Here is an 18,988-nt window from a genome sequence, read left to right on the forward strand (position 1 = left end):
TCAGTGGCTCTCCCTCGTCACTGGGCGGGTATCCTTGCCCACCAGGAAATCCAGATCCGCGCCTTTGTCGGCCTGCAGCACGTGATCGATGTAAAGCTTGGCATAACCGCGGGTGTAATGCGGCGGGTCGGGCTGCCAAGCGGCGCGGCGGGCGTCCATTTCCTCGGCCGAGATCAGCAACTCCAGCTCGCCCTTGGACGCCGACACCCGGATACGGTCGCCGGTCCGGACCAGCGCAAGGGGCCCGCCCGCCTGCGCCTCGGGCGAAACATGCAGGATCACGGTGCCGAATGCGGTGCCGGACATGCGCGCGTCCGAGATGCGGATCATGTCCTTCACCCCTTGGGTCACCAGCCGACGCGGAATCGGCATGTTGCCGACCTCCGGCATACCCGGATAACCCTTCGGCCCGCAGCCCTTCAGGACAAGGATCGTGTCCGGTGTCACCGGCAGGTCCTCGCGGTCGATATTGGCTTTCATGTCCTCGATGCTCTCGAAGACATAGGCCTCCCCCTCGTGCTCCAGCAGATGATCCGAGGCTGCCGAGGGTTTCACGATGGCGCCGTTGGGGGCCAGGTTGCCGCGCAACACCCGCAAGCCCGCCGCGGGTTTCACCGGGGCATCAAATGTACGGATAACATCCTCGTTGAAACACTCCGCACCATCGGCATAGGCAGTGATGTCGCCGCCCAGAACCGTTTTGGCGCTGCGCAGATGACCTTGGTCCTGCAACTGCTTCAGCACAACGGGCATGCCGCCAGCGTAACAGAAATCCTCCATCAGGTATTTGCCCGAGGGCATGCAGTTGACCAGCAGTGGGATCTCGGACCCGATCTCGAAATCCTTCAGATCAAGTTCCACCCCCACACGGCCGGCAAGTGCCAACAGATGCACCACGGCATTTGTCGATCCGCCCACGGCGGCATTGGCAAGGATCGCGTTTTCGAACGCGGCCTTGGTCAATACGTCCGACGGTTTCAGGTCTTCCTCGACCATCTCGACAATCCGCTTGCCGGTCAGATGCGCCAGCGCCATCCGCCGCGCGTCCACCGCCGGCAGCGCGGCGTTCGTAGGCAGCGACATGCCCATCGCCTCGACCAGTGAGGCCATGGTGGAAGCCGTGCCCATGGTCATGCAGACACCCTTGGACCGGCTCATGCCGGATTCAGCGTTCATGAAGTCCTTCAGCGTCATCTCACCTGCACGCACCGCTTCGGAGAATTTCCACACATCCGTGCCGGAGCCGATGTCCTGCCCGCGGTATTTACCGTTGAGCATCGGCCCGGAGGAGACGACGATGGACGGCAGATCAACCGAGGCGGCGCCCATCAACTGGCCAGGCGTGGTCTTGTCGCAACCGCCGAGCAGCACCACGCCGTCGATGCCATAGGCGCGGATCGACTCCTCGACGTCCATCGCCAGGAGATTGCGAAACAGCATCGCGGTCGGCTTCATCTGGGTCTCGCCGAGGCTCATGACCGGGAATTCCACCGGAAAGCCCCCGGCCTCCCAGACGCCGCGCTTCACGCCTTCGGCCAGATCCCGCAGGCCGGAGTTGCAGGGTGTCAGCTCGGACCAAGTGTTGCAGATACCGATGATCGGCCGCCCGTCAAAGGCGTGATCGGGAAACCCCTGGTTCTTCATCCAGGAACGATGGATGAAGCCGTCCTTGTCCAGCTTGCCGTACCAGCCTTGGCTGCGGCGGTCCTTGGTCATTGTCTTTCTCCTTCGATCACCCAGATCGTTTCGGGGAATTGCCACGGCAGGGTCAGCCCCTGCTGCATCAGAATCTGGCCGCTGAGCACCAGCGGGCCATCCTTGAATGCGGTGTTCCCGCGTGAGAGGTGGTGCAATTCGTCGCGATTAACGAGATCAATTCGATAGAGCGCCTCCGGATCCAGCCCGGTCAACCGCAAGGGACGAGGCATGATCTGATGCGCAGAACGCGCCTTGCCCGCAAAGACCACGAACCGGTTGCCATCCATCGCCAGTTGCTGTTCCGCAATCACGCTGGCGTCGGCACTGTCGAGGCGCAGGATATCCGCCTGCATCCGCCAGTGCCGGTTGTCCTTCCACCAGCTGGTGACACGTTTCAGAACCTCTGCTTCCTCATCCGTCAGTTCGCGCGGGTCCATCTCGAACCCCATGTGCCGCTGGGCGGCGATCCACGCCCGCATGCGGATGTCAATTGTCCGACCCGACGTGTGGCAGACCCGCGGCCCGACATGCGAGCCGGCGACGGAAATCGGCAGCAGCAGCGCTGCGTCGTGCTGAATGCGCAGCCGCTCCAGCGCGTCGTTGCTATCCGACAGCCAGACCCGCTGCGTGAGGCTCAGAATGCCCGCATCGATCCGCCCGCCGCCCGAAGCGCAGCTTTCGATTTCGACGTTCGGAAAAGCGCGGCGCAGGTCGCCGAGCAGCGCGTAGATGCCCTCGGTCTGGGCCGCATCTGCGATCGGCAGCAACCGGTTGTGGTCCCATTTCAAATAGTCGATGCGGTTGTCCTGCAGCAGCGCCGAGAGCTTCCGGAACAGGTGGTCCCGCACCTCGGGCCTCGACAGGTCCAGAACGCGCTGCTGGCGCCCTTCGATCTGGTCCCGCGGCCCAAGGATCCAGTCAGGGTGCGCCCGCGCCAGATCACTGTCCAGGTTCACCATTTCCGGCTCGACCCAAAGGCCGAATGTCATCCCAAGGCGTTCAACGTGATTGATCAGCGGCGTCAGGCCATCGGGCCATTTGCGCCGGTCAATTTCCCAATCGCCCAGGCTGGAGGTGTCGTCATCGCGCCTTCCGAACCAGCCATCATCCAGCACGAACCGTTCCGCGCCCAAGGCTGCGGCTTGCTCGGCGATCTCGCCCAGGACGGCCATGCCATGGTCGAAATAGACCGCTTCCCAGCAGTTGTAATGCACCGGGGGCGGGGTCTCCGGCTTGGGCCAAGTCACCACATGGTCGCGCAGCAGGCGTTGAAACGCGGTGGCGCAGCCATTGAAGCCGGATTGCGACACCGCGAGATACAGCGGAGCCGTATCGAAACGGGTGCCAGCCGCCCGTGTGCCGCATGCGTGGCCCCATTGGATCTGCCGCCGCCCCGACGGCAATTCCTCTGCCAGCATGACGTGGCCGCCGGACCAGCCATAATGCATGGCAAAAACCGTGCCTTGGGTATTGCTTGCCCCGGCTTCGGGGAAATACGCCAGTGGTGGATGTTCGTGCCCGGAACGCCCCGTGCGCGCTTCCCGCTTGTGGATGCCCGCCCGCCAGGGCGCGCGTTCCACCTGGAATTCACCGATCCAACGGCCGGAGAAATCGACGATCTCCTGCCCCATCTGCGGCCCCGGCAGCACCGGTGCGGCGAGGTGATGAAGGGTGATTTCCGCGTCGCTTTCCAGCGTTGCCTTCGCAGATATCGTCTGGCCGACAACCTCGAACAGGAAGGTCAGCGTCAGACCCAGATCGTTGTCCCGGCAGGTGAACTCCGCTCCATCGGTGACTTCCAGCCGGAAGCGCGGATACAGCGGTTTGTCATCCCGGTAGGCCACCAGACCCGGTTGGCCTTTGAACGACCGCGACGCCTCGGGGCACAGCGACAGGGGCGGCAGCCGGTCGATCATCCCGCCCGTCACCTCCTGTTCGCAAGCGTGGGACAGCGCGGCCAGATCCGTCTTCGGGTGCAGCGCAGGCCCCCAGTACAACGCGCCGGGAATACCGCCGTCCGATGACAGCACCAGCGTCTGACCCGGCGCATCAATACGCCAGAACTGCAACGCCTCGCTCATTTCACAGCCCCCAGGGTCAGCCCGGCAATGAAGTGCCGCTGCATCAGGAAGAACATCGCCACCGGCGGCAGCGCCGCCACGATCGAGCCCGCGCTCATCAGGTGATAGGCAGCGCGGTACTGCGCGTTGAACGAGGTGATCCCCGCCGTCACCGGCTGGCTTTCCGCGCCTTGGGTCAGCACCACCGCCCAGAAATAGTCGTTCCAGATGAAGGTGAAGATCAGCACCGACAACGCCGCAATCGCGGGCTTCATCAAGGGCAGCACGACGAACCAGAAGATCCGCCATTCTGCCACGCCCTCGACCCGCGCCGCTTCGATCAGTTCAAACGGCAGCGCCCGGATGAAGTTGCGCATGAACAGGGTGCAGAAACCGGTTTGGAAGGCGACATGGAACAACACCAGCCCCAGCTTGGTATTGTAGAGCCCCATGTCCAGCGTCAGGTCGCGCACCGGCACCATCAGGATCTGGAAGGGCACGAAGTTGCCCGCCACGAACATGAAGAACAGCAAGAGGTTGCCGCGGAACTTGTACACGCCCAGAGCGAAGCCGGTCATGCAGGACAGCGCAACCGCGCCGATGACGGTCGGCACCGTGATCAGCACCGAATTCAGCAGATAGCGCGGCATGTCGGAGGCAAAAAACACCTTGCCGTAGTTCTCGAACCCTTTGAAGGCCGAGGGCCAGCCCCAGTAGTTGCCGGTGGTGAAATCCACATCCGGCTTGATGGAGAAGACAGCGACTGCAATCAGGGGCAACAGCCAGAGGATCAGCGCCATCGGCACCAGCGCCTGATAGGTGGCCGCCCAGGCGGGAGAGGATTTCTCGATCGGACGCGGGAACATCAGCGGCCCCCCTTCTCTTCTTGGTACATCGACCACAGGAAATAGGCGATGAACAGCAACATGATCAGGAACAGCACCACCGCGATGGCCGCGCCATAGCCCATGCGAAAGCCATATTCCGACAGCGCCTTTTCAAACATGTAGAATGACAGCACCCGCGACGAGCCGAACGGGCCGCCGTTGGTCATGATGGAGATCAGGTCAAACGAGCGCAGCGCGCCGATGATGGTCACCACGAAGGCAATGAAGGTCGCAGGCCGCAGCTGCGGGATGATGACGTACCACAGCATCTTGAACCCTTTGGCCCCATCCAGCCGCGCGGCCTCGACCTGTTCGGGGTCCACCGCGTTCAACCCGGTCAGATAGAGGATCATGCAATAGGCAGTCTGCGGCCAGAGCCCGGCCACGATGATGCCGTAGGTCACCAGGGTCGGATCCCCCAGCACGTTGAGCGTGCCAAAGCCGAAGAAACCAAGGATCTGGTTCAACAGGCCGAAAGTCGGATCGTAGAACCAGCTGAACACCAGCCCCACGACCACCTGGCTGATCACAAACGGAAAGAAAAACAATGACTTGTACAGGCGGATGCCAACCACGTTCTGGTTCAGGAACAGCGCAATCCCCAACCCCGCCGGAATTGCCAGCAGGTACAGCAGCAGCCATTTCGCGTTGTTCCACATCGAGACTTCAAAGGCCCGGTCATCCAACAACTCGGCGTAGTTTTCCATGCCGACGTAAACCGGCTCTCCCAGCCCGTCCCAGCGATAGAACGACAGATTGAAGCTCTGGAGGATCGGAAAGATCACGTAGAACAGAAAGAACAGCACGCCCGGCAGCAGGAACAGAACCGGGGCAAGCGTCTGGCGATTGCGCCGGATCCAGCCCGGCGCCGCCTCGTTGAGGGAAGTCGTGATGTCAGCCAAGGGCGTATCTCCCGGATACACGCATCTCGCTCAGGATCATCTCAGAGCGGGCGGGCGGAAAGTTAGTACAGGTCGGCCGCGCGGCCCGATGGCCATGCGGACGGTCCGGGCGGGAAAATCCCCGCCCGGGATTTCAGGTTCAGTAGATCCGCTGGCGGGCCTTTTCGAGCCGGTTCAGGATGTCGTCCAGGTTGTCGGGGAACACCATGAACTCCTGGAAACCCTCCATCGCCACCGAGGCCATCTCGGCCGGGGCGTCGCGGTCAAAGAACTGCGCGATGCCACCGGGGCTGTTCGACGACAGCATCTCGAACCCCTGGTTCAGCATCTCGTCATCATCCACAGAGGAGGACGCATTGACCGGGAGCTGCCCGAGCGCATCACCCGCGTTGATCTCGGTCTGCACGTCGGCAGAAACCACGTAGCGCAGGAATTCGCGTGCAGCTTCCTTGTTCTCGGCGGCAGCCGGAATGTGGAAGGTATCCGTCGGCGCATCCTCCGCCAGTTCCACATCCGGGTTGATAACCGGGAACTGGTAGAAATCAAGCTGCTCGTCGCTCAGTCCGGCCTCACGCAGGGGGGCCACCGCGAAGTTGCCCATCAGATAGGCCGCGGCCTCACCATTGACCATGAAGGGCAGCGCTTCCTGCCAGCTATAGGACTGATGGTTGTCGATAAACGCGCCCATGTCGATCAGCTCGCGCCAGTTGGCAAAGGTCTGGCGGACGCGCTCGTCGGTCCATTCCACCTCGCCGTTGGTCAGCGCCATGTGGAAATCATAGCCGTTGGTGCGCATGTTGAGGTAGTCAAACCAGCCACCCGCGGTCCACAAGAACTTTGTGCCGATGGTGAAGCACTTCTTGCCGCTGTCCAGGATCTTCTGGCAGTTTGCCTTGAAAGTTTCCCAATCCTTGGGCTCTTCCAATCCAAGCTCGTTGTAGATGTCCTCGCGGTAGTAAACGCCCCACTGGTAATAGGTATAGGGCACGCCCCACTGCTTACCGTCCAGCGTCATCGCCCCTTTGGTCGAGGCGAGGTTATCGGCGATCTCGGGTTCGGCCCAGAGATCCGACACATCCTCGAACAGACCGGCAGAGACATAGGGGCGCATGCGGTTGGCAGCATACCAGTTGGCAACATCCGGCGCGTTGGCGGTCAGGAAGTTGCGGATCTGGGTCTTGTAGGCTTCGCGGTCGATCACGGTCAGCTCGACCTTCAGATCGGGATGCAGCGCGTCGAAATCCGACGCCAGCTTCTCCATCACTGCCCGCGGCGCCGGGTTCGACATATCCGAGAAAATCTTGAGCGTCCCGCTCAGCTCTGCAGCCTGCGCCGATGCGGCCAAACCGGCGGCCATCGCAAGACCTGCAACCGTTCCCTTCAGCAAGTTCATTGTATCCTCCCATGTTGACTGCCGGTCATTGGTTTCAAATAATGGAACCAGTTTCCAACTATTGAAACCATGGAAGAGTCTGGCTATGAATGTCAACAGTCTCTTCACCTTCGGGGACAGGGACGTTAGGGAGGACAGCAATGGCAACGCCGGACACGCCGCAGCGCGGCACTGACGGAACCGTCGGAAAAGCCTTGGAAGTTTTGGATAAGGTTGCCGAATACGGGCGACCTGTGCGGTTCGGCGAGTTGCTCTCGGCCTCACCGCACCCCAAGGCCACGCTCTACCGATTGGTCCAGACGCTGACGAATCAGGGGATGCTTTGTTTCGACGAGGAGCAGCAGGCTTATTCCCCCGGTTTACGGCTGGTGCGCCTCGCGCATGCGGCCTGGCGGCAAAGCTCGCTCGCGCCGATCGCCCGTGCGCATCTGGATGCCCTGTCGGCAGAGGTGGGGGAGACCATCCACCTGGCACAGCTGGACCGGGGCCAGGTGCTCTATGTCGACAAGCGCAACGCCCGCACCCCGATAGAAATGTTCAGCCAGGCCGGCAAGATCGGCCCCGGTTATTGCACCGGTGTCGGCAAAGCGATGATCGCGCATCTTGATGGAGACGCCCGCGAGGATGCCATTCGCCGCCAGGCATTCTTCCGGCATACGCCGCACACCTTGGGCGACGAAGCCGCCTTCCGCGCCGAGCTCGACGCCATCCGCACGCAGGGCATTGCCTTTGACCGCGAAGAACATGAACCCGGCATCATCTGCATCGCCGCACCGATCCTTTCATCCAAGGGACGGGTAATGGGGGGGCTGTCGATCACATCATCGACCGAACGACAGTCGCTGGAAGGGCTCACGGCGCTGCAGCCACTGCTTTTGAAGACAGCACAAGAGATCGCGGAAGCTGCCGAAAACTGGCAGTTCCCCACCTGAAGGAGGAGCGGCGCCGGGCCTGAATTTGCCCGCGTCGGCAGAAAGGATAAACACGCATGACCGGCGTCACATTGACCAATGCTGTAAAGAGATACGGCGAAGTCCAGACCATCTTCGATGTCAACCTCGAGATCGAGGATGGCGAATTCTGCGTCTTCGTGGGACCCTCGGGTTGTGGCAAGTCCACCCTGTTGCGGATGGTCGCAGGGCTGGAGGAAACAACTGCAGGCAAGATCCACATCGGCAACCGCGATGTCACCCATCTGGATGCCGCTGAACGTGGTGTGGCCATGGTGTTCCAGTCCTATGCGCTTTACCCCCATATGACCGTCGAGGAAAACATGGGGTTCGGCCTCAAGATGACGGGTCATCCGAAGGAGGAGATAAAGGCCAAAGTCGCCGAAGCCTCCCGCATCCTGAAGCTCGACCAGTATCTGAAGCGCAAACCCAAGGCACTGTCCGGCGGCCAGCGCCAGCGTGTCGCCATCGGACGGGCGATCGTGCGCGGCCCGGAAGTCTTTCTGTTTGATGAACCGTTGTCCAACCTGGATGCCGAACTGCGGGTTGATATGCGGGTCGAAATCGCCCGGCTGCACAAGGAAATCGGCGCGACCATGATCTATGTGACCCACGACCAGGTCGAGGCGATGACACTCGCTGACAAGATCGTGGTGCTGCGGGCCGGTCGGGTCGAGCAGGTCGGCAAGCCGATGGATCTCTACAACGATCCTGACAATCGGTTCGTCGCGGGTTTCATTGGCTCCCCCAGCATGAACTTCGTCGAAGGCGAAGTGCGCGGTGGCAAGGTCACCGTCGCGGCCTTTGGCGGACGGGAGATCATCACCTCTGTCGCGCTGCCAGCCGATGGCGCCAAGGTCATCGTCGGTCTGCGACCACAGCACATAACGGTCAGCCCGCAGGGGCCCGCGACACTGGAGCTGCGCGAACGCCTGGGCGCGGTTGCATACGATCACCTGATCTGCGCTGACGGTTCCAAGATCATTGTCGAGACCCGCGGCGAAGACAGCTTGGAAGAGGGTGCGTCCGTCAGCCTGGGCTTTTCCGACGACGATGTCTTCCTTTTTGATGCAACGACAGAAAATCGGCTGCGATAACTACAACCTGCCGCGGGGTTTGCCGCGTTGGCACCACGGCATATTCAGGATGAGCCAGACCGGCGCGAGGCAGGTCTGGCTCTTTTTGTACAGCCAATCCAGGCCGCGTAGACATCAGGCGACCGCCGGACGCTTCTGCCTCAGACGGGTCAAGCGATGGATCACGACAAAAAACAGCGGTACGAACAGCACACCCAGAACAGTGGCTGAAATGACGCCGCCCATGACACCGGAGCCCATTGCCGTGCGACCACCTGCCCCGGCCCCGGACGACAGGACCAGCGGCAGAACACCAAGCGAAAACGCCATGGACGTCATCAGGATCGGACGGAAACGCTGTTGCGAGGCATCCGCCACCGCCGCCAGCAAGGCCTCGCCGGCCTCGACCTTGTCGCGGGCAAATTCGACGATCAGAATGGCGTTCTTGCCGGTCAGGCCAATCACAGTCAGCAGCGCCACTTGGAAATAGACGCCGTTTTCGAAACCCCCGATCCACGCGCCCACCAGGGCACCAACGACACCGATTGGCATCGCCAGCATTACGGCAAAAGGAATTGACCAGCTTTCATACAAGGCCGCCAAACAAAGGAAGACCGCGGCGAGCGACAGCGCATAGAGAAGTGCAGCCTGATCCCCGGCCTCGCGCTCCTCCAGCGACAACCCGGTCCAGGCGACCTGGAAGCCCGGTGGCAACTGTTCCACCAGCGCTTCGATTTCGGCCATCGCCTCCCCGGTGGTCACACCGGCAGCCGGGCTACCCTGCAACTGAATGGCGGCCACGCCGTTGTACCGGTAAAGCCCCTGCGGTCCGAACTGCCAGCTGGCCTTGGCGAAGTTGGAGAAGGGCACCATACCGCCGGACGCATTGCGAACACGCCATTGTTCGATGTCCTCGGGCACCATGCGGTAGGGCGCATCGCCCTGTACATAGACACGCTTGATACGCCCCCGGTCGAGAAAGTCGTTCACGTAGCGGCCCGCCCAGGCAACCGAAAGCAGGTCACCCACATCGGTGGCGGACAGGCCCATGGCCCCCGCAGCCCGCCAGTCCACATCCAGATTGAACTGCGCCGCATCTTCCAACCCGTTCGGACGGATCGAGGCGATCTTGCTGCTTTGCGCCGCCAGTCCCATAAGCTGATTACGCGCCGCGACAAGCTCCTCGTGCGTCTGGCCGTTACGAGCCTGAAGGTAGAAATCAAAACCGCTGACGTTGCCCAGCTCGATCACCGAGGGTGGCACGATCGGAAAGACAAATGCTTCACGGATCTGGGAAAAGACCCCAAAGGCCCGTCCCGCAATTGCCTGGGCGCTGCGGTCCGGCGTGCTGCGCTCGTCCCAGTCCTTGAGGCTCACAAAGGCGAGACCCATGTTCTGGCCCTGCCCGGCGAAACTGAAACCACGCACGGTGAACAATGAGCTCACGTTATCGGCCTCGGTTTCAAGGTAATGGGTTTCCAAACGCTTGAGCACGTCTTCGGTAGCCTCGGCCGTGCTGCCGGTCGGCCCCTGGACCAGAGTGAACAGGATGCCCTGATCTTCTTCCGGCAAGAACCCGGTCGGGGTGCGCAGGAACAGGCTCACCATCAGCGCGCCGATCATCAGGTACAGCACGCCAATGCGCAGCGGGCGGCGGATGACATAGCCAACGGTCGCCCCATAGCCGCGGGTCAGTCGATCGAACGCCCGGTTGAACAGGCCAAAGACGCCGCGGGCCCTGGCCGCATGGTCCGGCTTTCGCAACATCGTGGCACAGAGGGCCGGAGTCAGCGTCAACGCCACCACAACGGACAGCATCATCGCCGAGACGATGGTGATCGCGAACTGTTGATAGATTACCCCGGTTGACCCGCCAAAGAACGCCATCGGCACGAAAACGGCCGAGAGCACCAGCGCGATACCGATCAACGCGCCGGTAATCTGCCCCATCGATTTGCGGGTGGCTGCTACCGGATCAAGGCCTTCTTCCTCCATGATCCGTTCAACGTTTTCGACCACGACAATGGCATCATCCACCAACAGGCCGATCGCCAGCACCATGGCCAGCATCGTCAAGGTGTTGATGGAAAATCCGAAGACCGCCATCACCCCGAATGTTCCCAACAGCACCACCGGCACCGCCAGAGTCGGGATCAGCGTGGCCCGCAGGTTCTGCAGGAACAGGAACATCACAAGGAACACCAGCACAATTGCCTCGAACAGGGTTTTCACCACCTCTTCGATCGAGATCTTCACAAAAGGCGTAGTGTCATAAGGCACCACATATTCCACGCCTTCCGGGAAGAATTGTGAGACTTCCTCCAGCCGCGCCTTCACCCGCTCCGCGGTCTCCAGAGCATTGGCACCGGACGCGAGCTGGATCGCCATGCCAGCCGTTGGCGAGCCGTTGAAACGGGCCGATGTTGTGTAGTTCTCGGCACCGATCTCCACACGCGCGACGTCACGCAGCAGGACAAGTCCGCCGTCTGTCTCGGCGCGCACCACGATCTGCTCGAAGTCTTCCGGGGTCGACAGCAAAGACTGGGCCGTGATGGTCGCGTTCAGCGCCTGGCCCTCGACCGCCGGCAAGGAGCCGAAGGCCCCCGCCGAGACCTGGGCGTTCTCACGCGAAACAGCCTGGACGATATCCCCAGGGCTAAGTTCGAATGCCGCCAATTGCTCGGGGTTGAGCCAGATCCGCATGGCATATTGCGCCCCGAAAACCTGTACATCCCCAACACCTTCAAGGCGGCTGAACTCGTCGACCATGCTCGACACCATGTAGTCCGACAGATCAACGGCATCCAGCCGCCCATCGGTCGAGACCAGTGCCGCAACCAGGAGGAAACCGCCGGAAGATTTGCGCACCGTCACCCCCTGCCGCTGCACGGCTTCGGGCAGTAGCGGCGTGGCTTGGCTGAGCTTGTTCTGAACCTGGACCTGCGCGATGTCCGGATCGGTCCCGGTCTCGAAGGTCAGTGTCACCGACGCGGAGCCGGTAGAGGTCGATGAGGAATTGATGTAGCGCAGACCGTCGAGCCCGGTCATCTGCTCTTCGATTACTTGGGTGACGGTATTGTTCACCGTCTGGGCCGAAGCGCCGGGATAGCTGGCGCTCACCTCCACCGTCGGCGGCGCGATCTGCGGATATTGCGCCACCGGCAACACCATGACGGCCAGAACCCCGACCCCCATCAGGAGGATCGAAATCACCCAGGCAAAAACCGGGCGGTCAATGAAATAACGTGCCATTTCTTATCCTTGCCAAATGCTCTGGCGATCCGCGGCCTAATGTTGCGATGCCAGGGCAGCGGTGTGGAATTCTTCCGGAGCGACTATCGCGCCGGGGGCAATCTTTTGCAGACCCGCAACGATCAGTCGATCACCTGCCGCTAGCCCCTCTGAGACGATCCAGTCACTTCCCCGAGACCCCAGCACCGTCAGCACGCGTGCCTCCACCACGTTGTCATCGTTCACGACCATAGCCGTCGGCTGGCCCCGTCGATCCCGCCCGACGCCACGTTGCGGTGCCAGAACAACATTGTGGGCCAGACCCACCGGCACATGTGCCTTTACGTACATGCCCGGCAGCAACAATTCGTCCGGGTTGGGAAATTTCAGCCGCAGAACTGCCACACCGGTCTGCGGGTCAACCTGCGGCTCAGCGGCCAGAAGCGTTCCGCGATGTTCGAAACTCATCCCGTCTGCAAGGGTCAGCGTTACAGTCGGGTCCAGAGCAGGTTCGTTGGCACCCTTTTCCCTCTCGTCTCTGGCGCGGGAATAGCGCAGCACATCGGCGGTCGAGGCCGTGACATCCACGTAGACACTGTCGATCTGCCGGATAACCGCCAGCGCGTCGGCCTGTTGCGCGGTCACCAGCGCGCCTTGAGTGGTAAGGGCTCGCCCCACTCGCCCGGACAGGGGGGCCTTGATGACCGTGTGTTCAAGATCGATCTCAGCCGCCTGCAGTTGCGCTTCAGCCACCAAGAGACCGGCGCGCGCAGCATCACGCGCAGCCACGGAATCGTCGATCGCCTGCTGGCTGGCAACGCCGCGCTGGAACAATTCCGCAAGGCGGTTTTCCTCTTTTTCCGCAGCTGTCAGATTTGCCTTAGCCTGGGCTACGCTGGCCCGGGCCTGGGCAACGCGCGCCTTGTAGATCGCATCATCGATGCGATACAGCGGATCGCCCGCGGCAACCAGGCCACCTTCCTGGAACAGCCGTTCAACGATGATGCCAGACACTTGCGGGCGAACTTCCGCGACCCCGAGCGCCACAACCCGACCCGGCAGCTCCGAAGTCAGCGTCACGTCCTCGGATTGCAGAGTTACCACGGTCACGGGCTGGGGCGGGCGTCCTTCCTGCGCCGTGGCCGGAGCCGCGGCAAGAGCCAACAGGACCGCAGCTGTCCCTTTTGACAGTCGCATTATGTTGCAAAGCAAATTCATGGTTTTCTCCCGGCAACCGCCGCGCGGTGCTTGAAATCGACCCATATGGTCTGGATGTGCGGGGCCAGGCAGCGCCTCGGCCGGAACGCAGGTTCCAACCAACTGGTACAGCCCGACGGGGCGGTCTTCTGCGGCAGGCTCACGGCTGCTGTCCCATTTCAGTTGATGCAATCCGGCGCGCAGACCGGACAACGAAGCGTCGACGCGGGCGACACAATCTCAGGATCGCCCGTTTGCCGTGGGATTAGCATGTCACGCCCGGTAACCGACTATGAAACAGATCACAGAAGCGCGTGAATATCGTGCGGTGCGGCACGGCTGGCGTGCGAAGATACACAGTGTGCGGTTTGGCTCAGCGCCGCAACGCAGGCAGCCCGACGCCGGTAGCCTGAAACCCACCGTCCGACGCAATGGTCTGCCCCGTCACATAGCTGGCCTTTTCCGAACACAGGAACACGATCACCGAAGCGATTTCGTCCTCGGTGCCGTATCGGTTCAAGGGGATGGCGTCGTGATAAGCGTCAATGATCTCTTGGCTGTGAACCGCCATCGCCAGCTTGGTGCGCACGGGCCCCGGCGCAACGCAGTTTGCGCGGATTCCATATTCTCCCAGTTCCACCGCCTGTTGTTGTGTCAATTGGATCACAGCGGCCTTGGAAGTCCCGTAGGCCACCCGCAGCGTCGAGGCACGCAGCCCCGATATCGAGGCAATGTTGACAATGGCCCCGCGGGTTTCCCTGAGGTGCGGAATTGCGGCCTGCGAGCACAAGAAGACACCGTCGAGATTGGTTGCCATCACGCGGCGCCAGCGATCAAAGCCGGTTTCCTCGATCGGGCCGAAATCCGCGACGCCGGCATTGTTCACCAGGGCATCGATACGGCCGAGTTGCGCAGCGCAGGTATCGATCATGATCGCCACCTCGTCCGGCTTTGACACGTCACAGACGATCGGTAACACACCCTCCATCTGCGAGGCTTCGGCCATCAGGGCCTTGGCGTCGCGGTCGATCATGGCGACGCGCCGCCCCTCTGCCAGAAATTGCCTGGTGCTGGCGAGGCCGATGCCGCGCGCGGCACCGGTGACAATGGCAGTTCTCTGGGTCATGAAAGGTCTCCTCGATCTCGGTAGCTTTCTGTCTGCAGCAGCGGGGTTGCCAGTTGCGGCACAAGCCCGATCACCGCCAAGCCGAGAAGGCAAGCGACCAGAAATGTCAGCCCGCCCCGCGCAACGGGTTCTATGGGCAGCGGGGTCACATTGGCTGCGACACAGAGGTTGATCCCAACCAGCGATTTTATCAAGCCGGTGGCCTGGTTGACCATCACCAGCACACCCTTCTTGAATTGTCATGGCCTGCGGGTACCGACGCAAGGAGCGGAACACATGGCCCACCTGTTGGCACCCGACACCGCCCTCGTCAAACCAGTCTCAGCTTCGGGTTGGGGGGGGCTGGGCGGAGCCCTGCCCGACCGCCTCCCGACGGAAATCAACCGACGAACATGTCCTTGTACCGCTCTCGCAGGATGTTCTTCTGCACCTTGCCCATGGTGTTGCGCGGCAACTCATCAAGCAGGATCAACTTGCGTGGATGTTTGAACCGCGCCAGCGACTGCTGCACCGCCACCATCATGGCCTCCAGATCCGGGGACTGACCGGAGACCGGTACGACGATTCCCAGCACCGTCTCGCCAAAATCAGGGTGTGGGACGCCGATCACCGCACTTTCCAGTACGCCAGGCTGCTCGTCCAATACCAGCTCAATCTCCTTGGGGTAGATGTTGTAGCCACCCGAAATGATCAGATCCTTGTTGCGGCCAACGATATGCACATAACCGTCTTCGTCGATACGCCCCAGATCGCCGGTGATGAAGAACCCGTCTTCGCGCAATTCTGCCGCCGTTTTTTCCGGCATCTGCCAGTAGCCCTTGAACACATTCGGACCGCGCACCTCGATCTGGCCGATTTCCCCCTGCGGCAAGACCTCGCCACTTTCGGCATCCGTGATCTTTAGCTCGACACCCGGCAGGGGAAACCCAACCGTGCCTGCGCGGCGCTCCCCGTCATAGGGGTTGGAAGTGTTCATATTGGTCTCTGTCATCCCATAGCGTTCCAGAATGCGATGACCTGTCCGCTGTTCGAACTGGACATGGGTTTCCGCCAGCAGCGGTGCCGAGCCAGAGATGAACAGCCGCATCGGTTCTGCGAGCTCTCGGGTGAACCTGTCGTCGCCCAAAAGGCGCGTGTAGAACGTCGGCACCCCCATCATGGTGGTGGCTTGCGGCAACTTCTCCAGCACGACGTCGACTTCGAACTTCGGCAGAAAGATCATGCTGCCCCCCGCCGCCAAGGTGACGTTGCTCGCGACGAACAAACCGTGGGTGTGAAAGATCGGCAGCGCATGAAGCAGGACGTCACTGGCGGTGAAACGCCATTCCTGCACCAGGGTTTCTGCATTGGACAGCAGGTTATCCTGCGTCAGCATCGCCCCTTTGGAGCGCCCTGTCGTCCCCGAGGTATAAAGAAACGCGGCGAGATCATCGCCCTCCCGATCCACCGTGGCAAAGGCCAGCGGCATGGCGGCGGCCTGGTCCATCAATGTGCCAGAGCCGTCGCCATTGAGCGTTTCCACCGCCGCGCCGAGCCGTTTGGCAATCGGGGCCAACGTCGCTTCGCGGCGACCATCGCAGATCACCACGGAGGCACCGCTGTTTTCTATGAAATAAGTCAGCTCGTCGGCGGTATAGGCCGTGTTCAGCGGCAGGAAAATCAACCCGGCCTGCACACAAGCGGCATATAGTGCCAGCGCTTCCGGCGATTTTTCGACCTGCGCCCCGACACGGTCCCCCGGTTCCAGGCCCGTTTGGGCGAACACATTGGCGATTTGCGCCGCGCGGCCCAGAAAATCTTGGTGTGTCACGATCTCACCGTCCGGCAAATGCAGGAATGGTGTCGCCTTGCCAGCATGGATGCCGAACAGACGGTCGAACAATGGGTTAGCCATTTGAATGCCTTTCTTGTGCCTGTGCGCTTGCGGCGGCCGCCAGGGTCTGCACCCCGGCCGCGGCAATCACCTCTTGGGTCTCCGCGAAACGTTCGTGGTTCTGCGCGGTTTTCCCGAGATCGTAAAGATAATTGACCATGGCTCCGCCGGACTGCGCACGCCCTTTCGGCGATGTATCGGCGTCAGCATGAACAGCGTGGACGATCGCCCCATTTCCAAGATGGAACCGCGCCACGGGATCATAGGGCTGGCCTCGCTTGTTTTTCGCGGTCAGCAGGTATCGCGCCGAGATTGCACGCATGCCTTCCGCGTCCTGCAGAGGCATATCAATCCCCTCTTCTCGTATCCATTTGCTCAGCCCGGGGATCGGCGACAGGGTAACAAAAGTGTCCAGCCCCGACAGCTCCGCCGCCAGGTCGCTGGCCACCTGCTTGATCAGCGAGTTGCCAAAGGAGATGCTGGCGAGACCGGCCTGGCAGTTAGAAATCGAGTAGAAGACGGCGGTGGTGGCATCCTCGGCCGGCATCGCCTCACGGTCCTCGGCAAGCAGTGCCTGAATCGACCTGGGGACGTCCCGCGTCAGCGCCACCTCCACAAAGATCAAAGGCTCATCCGGCATGGAGGGATGAAAGAAGGCAAAGCAGCGCCGGTCAGACGGCTGGAGACGGCGACGCAAGTCATCCCAACTGCCGATTGCGTGCACCGCTTCATAGGCGATGATCTTTTCCAATATATGTGCCGGGCTTTCCCAACTGATCGGTCGCAACACCAGAAAACCGCGATTGAACCAGCTGGCGAACAGGTGGCGAAAGTCCAGATCCAACGCCTCCAGTTCCGGCTCGCCACGGCCCAGCCGCAAAAGATCCGCGCGCATCCGAACCAAGGCACCCGTGGCGTCCGGCACTTTGTTCAGCCTGCGGATCAATTCCTGCCGCCGCGGCTCGGAAGCCGCCATGAAGGCGCGGTAGCTCGCCTTCGAAGGGTTCTTCTCATAGGCATCCAGCGTCGCCCGGACGGTCTCCGGCGCGATGTTCATTTCCATTGCCAGATGGCGGAAAAAGGCGCGTTTACCCTCATCGTCCAATGCCTTGAACCGCGCCAGTATCTCCTCCGCCAGCGCCAGGCCCGAAGTCTCCCCGGTGGAGCCGACCAGCGCGCTGGCCAGCTCCTCCAGCGGGCGGCCGTCGGGCGCCGCGGCCGCCTCGCGGCGCTGGCGCCGCTCGAAGACGGTGGACAGAAGCTCTGCAAGCAGGCTCATACTGGGGCCCCCATCACCAGATTGGGCAGCCAGGTGGCCAGTCCCGGAAACAGGCACAGCAGCACGATCGCCAGCACCATGCAGGCCACGAAAGGCAAGGAACCGGTCAGGATCGTCTTCAGCGAGATGTCGGGCGCAATGCCATTGATGACGTACAGATTCAGCCCTACCGGCGGCGAGATCAGCCCGATTTCCATGTTGATGGTCAGTACGACCGCAAACCAGATCGGATCGAAGCCCGCGGTCGTGATGATCGGCAAGAGGATCGGCGCTGCCATCAGGATCACCGCAACCGGTGGCAGGAAAAAGCCCGCAATCAGCAGAAAGACATTCACCGCCCCCATCAGCACCCAGCGGTTCACCTCCAGCGTGCCAATCCACTCGGCGATTGCCTGAGTAATGAACAACGATGACAGCATGTAGGAAAACACGCCCGCGGCCGCGACGATGAACAGGATCATCACGCTTTCCTTGGTGCTGTCGCGCAGCACCACCCAGAGATCGCGCGGGTTCCACAGCTTGTAAATGATGACCGCGATCAGCAGGCACAAAAGCGCCCCCACCGCGGCGGTTTCCGATGGTGTCGCAATGCCACCGTACATCGCGTACAGCACGCCGAGGATGATGGCCAGAAACGGCAGCACCCGCGGCAGGATCTCGAACCGCTGACGCCAACTGTAGCTGCCCGATGCCAGCAGCGTCGCGTCACCCGACCGCCAGGTGGAATACAGAGACCACGCCATGAACAACCCCACCAGCAGCAGCCCCGGGATGACCCCCGCCAGAAACAGGCGCCCGATCGAGGTTTCGGTGGCGATTCCGTAGACGATCATGGTGACCGATGGCGGGATCAGGATGCCCAGCGTACCACCCGCCGCGATCGAGCCAGCGGCAACGCCGTCCGGGTAACCGCGCTTGCGCATCTCGGGGATGCCCATCTTGCCGATGGCCGCACAGGTCGCGGGTGACGAGCCCGACATCGCCGCGAACAGGGCGCAGGCGCCAAGGTTGGACACCACCAGCCCACCGGGAATACGTGTCAGCCAGCGTTCCAACGCCTCGTACAGGTCGGCTCCCGCACGGGTCGAAGCAATCGAGGCGCCCATGATGATGAACATCGGGATGGACAGCAGCGCGAAGTTGTCCAGCTTGCCGAACAGGATTTCCGGCATCAGCTCCAGCGAACGCGGGCCGTCGAAGACGATCAGGAAACCGGCGGAAACGATCAGCAGGCCAATGGCTACCGAAACGCCGGAAAACAATACGACAATGGTGGCCAGTGCCACGATGCCGCCGAGCAGAAGCGGGTCCATCAG

At 61.8% G+C, this 18,988-nt stretch carries 14 protein-coding genes; 2 read left to right on the forward strand and 12 right to left on the reverse strand.

From position 1 onward, the window contains the following. The 5 genes from ACZ52D_RS17705 to ACZ52D_RS17725 form a co-directional block, all read right to left on the reverse strand. Positions 1-1,716: an IlvD/Edd family dehydratase gene (locus tag ACZ52D_RS17705; RefSeq protein WP_464443168.1), complete on the reverse strand. Its 1,716-nt coding sequence runs from the start codon at positions 1,714-1,716 to the stop codon at positions 1-3. Further along, positions 1,713-3,779: an alpha-galactosidase gene (locus ACZ52D_RS17710; RefSeq protein WP_464443169.1), complete on the reverse strand. Its 2,067-nt coding sequence runs from the start codon at positions 3,777-3,779 to the stop codon at positions 1,713-1,715. The genes ACZ52D_RS17705 and ACZ52D_RS17710 overlap by 4 nt, the downstream gene beginning before the upstream one ends. Further along, positions 3,776-4,624, reverse strand: coding sequence for a carbohydrate ABC transporter permease (locus ACZ52D_RS17715; RefSeq protein WP_222455526.1), 849 nt, complete (start codon positions 4,622-4,624; stop codon positions 3,776-3,778). The genes ACZ52D_RS17710 and ACZ52D_RS17715 overlap by 4 nt, the downstream gene beginning before the upstream one ends. Beyond that, a complete protein-coding gene (locus ACZ52D_RS17720; protein WP_464443170.1) occupies positions 4,624-5,547 on the reverse strand; it encodes a carbohydrate ABC transporter permease in 924 nt (307 codons plus the stop codon). Before ACZ52D_RS17720 ends, ACZ52D_RS17715 begins: the two co-directional genes overlap by 1 nt. 139 nt (positions 5,548-5,686) lie before the next feature. After that, positions 5,687-6,940 (reverse strand): ABC transporter substrate-binding protein, encoded by a 1,254-nt coding sequence (locus ACZ52D_RS17725; protein ID WP_464443171.1) that lies wholly within the window; start codon positions 6,938-6,940, stop codon positions 5,687-5,689. A 140-nt stretch (positions 6,941-7,080) separates the two neighbouring features. Here ACZ52D_RS17725 and ACZ52D_RS17730 point away from each other — a divergent pair, with 140 nt between their 5' ends. Together ACZ52D_RS17730 and ACZ52D_RS17735 are read left to right on the forward strand one after the other, a co-directional pair. After that, positions 7,081-7,872 (forward strand): IclR family transcriptional regulator, encoded by a 792-nt coding sequence (locus ACZ52D_RS17730; RefSeq protein WP_464443172.1) that lies wholly within the window; start codon positions 7,081-7,083, stop codon positions 7,870-7,872. 56 nt (positions 7,873-7,928) lie between these two features. Further along, a complete protein-coding gene (locus ACZ52D_RS17735; protein ID WP_464443173.1) occupies positions 7,929-8,987 on the forward strand; it encodes an ABC transporter ATP-binding protein in 1,059 nt (352 codons plus the stop codon). Positions 8,988-9,101: 114 nt separating this feature from the next. On the opposite strand, the gene ACZ52D_RS17740 is transcribed toward ACZ52D_RS17735, so the two are convergent. The 7 genes from ACZ52D_RS17740 to ACZ52D_RS17770 all read right to left on the reverse strand — a co-directional run bounded on the left by ACZ52D_RS17740 (position 9,102) and on the right by ACZ52D_RS17770 (position 18,985). Further along, positions 9,102-12,218, reverse strand: a complete 3,117-nt coding sequence (locus ACZ52D_RS17740) for an efflux RND transporter permease subunit (RefSeq protein ID WP_464443174.1) — start codon at positions 12,216-12,218, stop codon at positions 9,102-9,104. A gap of 36 nt (positions 12,219-12,254) precedes the next feature. Then, the gene (locus ACZ52D_RS17745) at positions 12,255-13,394 is read right to left on the reverse strand and encodes an efflux RND transporter periplasmic adaptor subunit (protein ID WP_464443587.1); all 1,140 of its coding nucleotides are present in this window, start codon (positions 13,392-13,394) and stop codon (positions 12,255-12,257) included. A 373-nt stretch (positions 13,395-13,767) separates the two neighbouring features. Further along, positions 13,768-14,520: an SDR family NAD(P)-dependent oxidoreductase gene (locus ACZ52D_RS17750; RefSeq protein WP_464443175.1), complete on the reverse strand. Its 753-nt coding sequence runs from the start codon at positions 14,518-14,520 to the stop codon at positions 13,768-13,770. Then, a complete protein-coding gene (locus tag ACZ52D_RS17755; RefSeq protein ID WP_464443176.1) occupies positions 14,517-14,744 on the reverse strand; it encodes a hypothetical protein in 228 nt (75 codons plus the stop codon). The genes ACZ52D_RS17750 and ACZ52D_RS17755 overlap by 4 nt, the downstream gene beginning before the upstream one ends. Positions 14,745-14,899: 155 nt before the next feature. Then, positions 14,900-16,414 (reverse strand): malonate--CoA ligase, encoded by a 1,515-nt coding sequence (locus ACZ52D_RS17760; RefSeq protein WP_464443177.1) that lies wholly within the window; start codon positions 16,412-16,414, stop codon positions 14,900-14,902. Further along, positions 16,407-17,672, reverse strand: a complete 1,266-nt coding sequence (locus tag ACZ52D_RS17765; RefSeq protein WP_464443178.1) for a malonyl-CoA decarboxylase — start codon at positions 17,670-17,672, stop codon at positions 16,407-16,409. The genes ACZ52D_RS17760 and ACZ52D_RS17765 overlap by 8 nt, the downstream gene beginning before the upstream one ends. Then, entirely contained in the window at positions 17,669-18,985 is a 1,317-nt protein-coding gene (locus ACZ52D_RS17770) for a TRAP transporter large permease (protein ID WP_464443179.1), read from the reverse strand. The genes ACZ52D_RS17765 and ACZ52D_RS17770 overlap by 4 nt, the downstream gene beginning before the upstream one ends. Positions 18,986-18,988 lie beyond the last annotated feature (3 nt).

The sequence above is a fragment of the Leisingera sp. S2M4 genome, assembly GCF_055398055.1.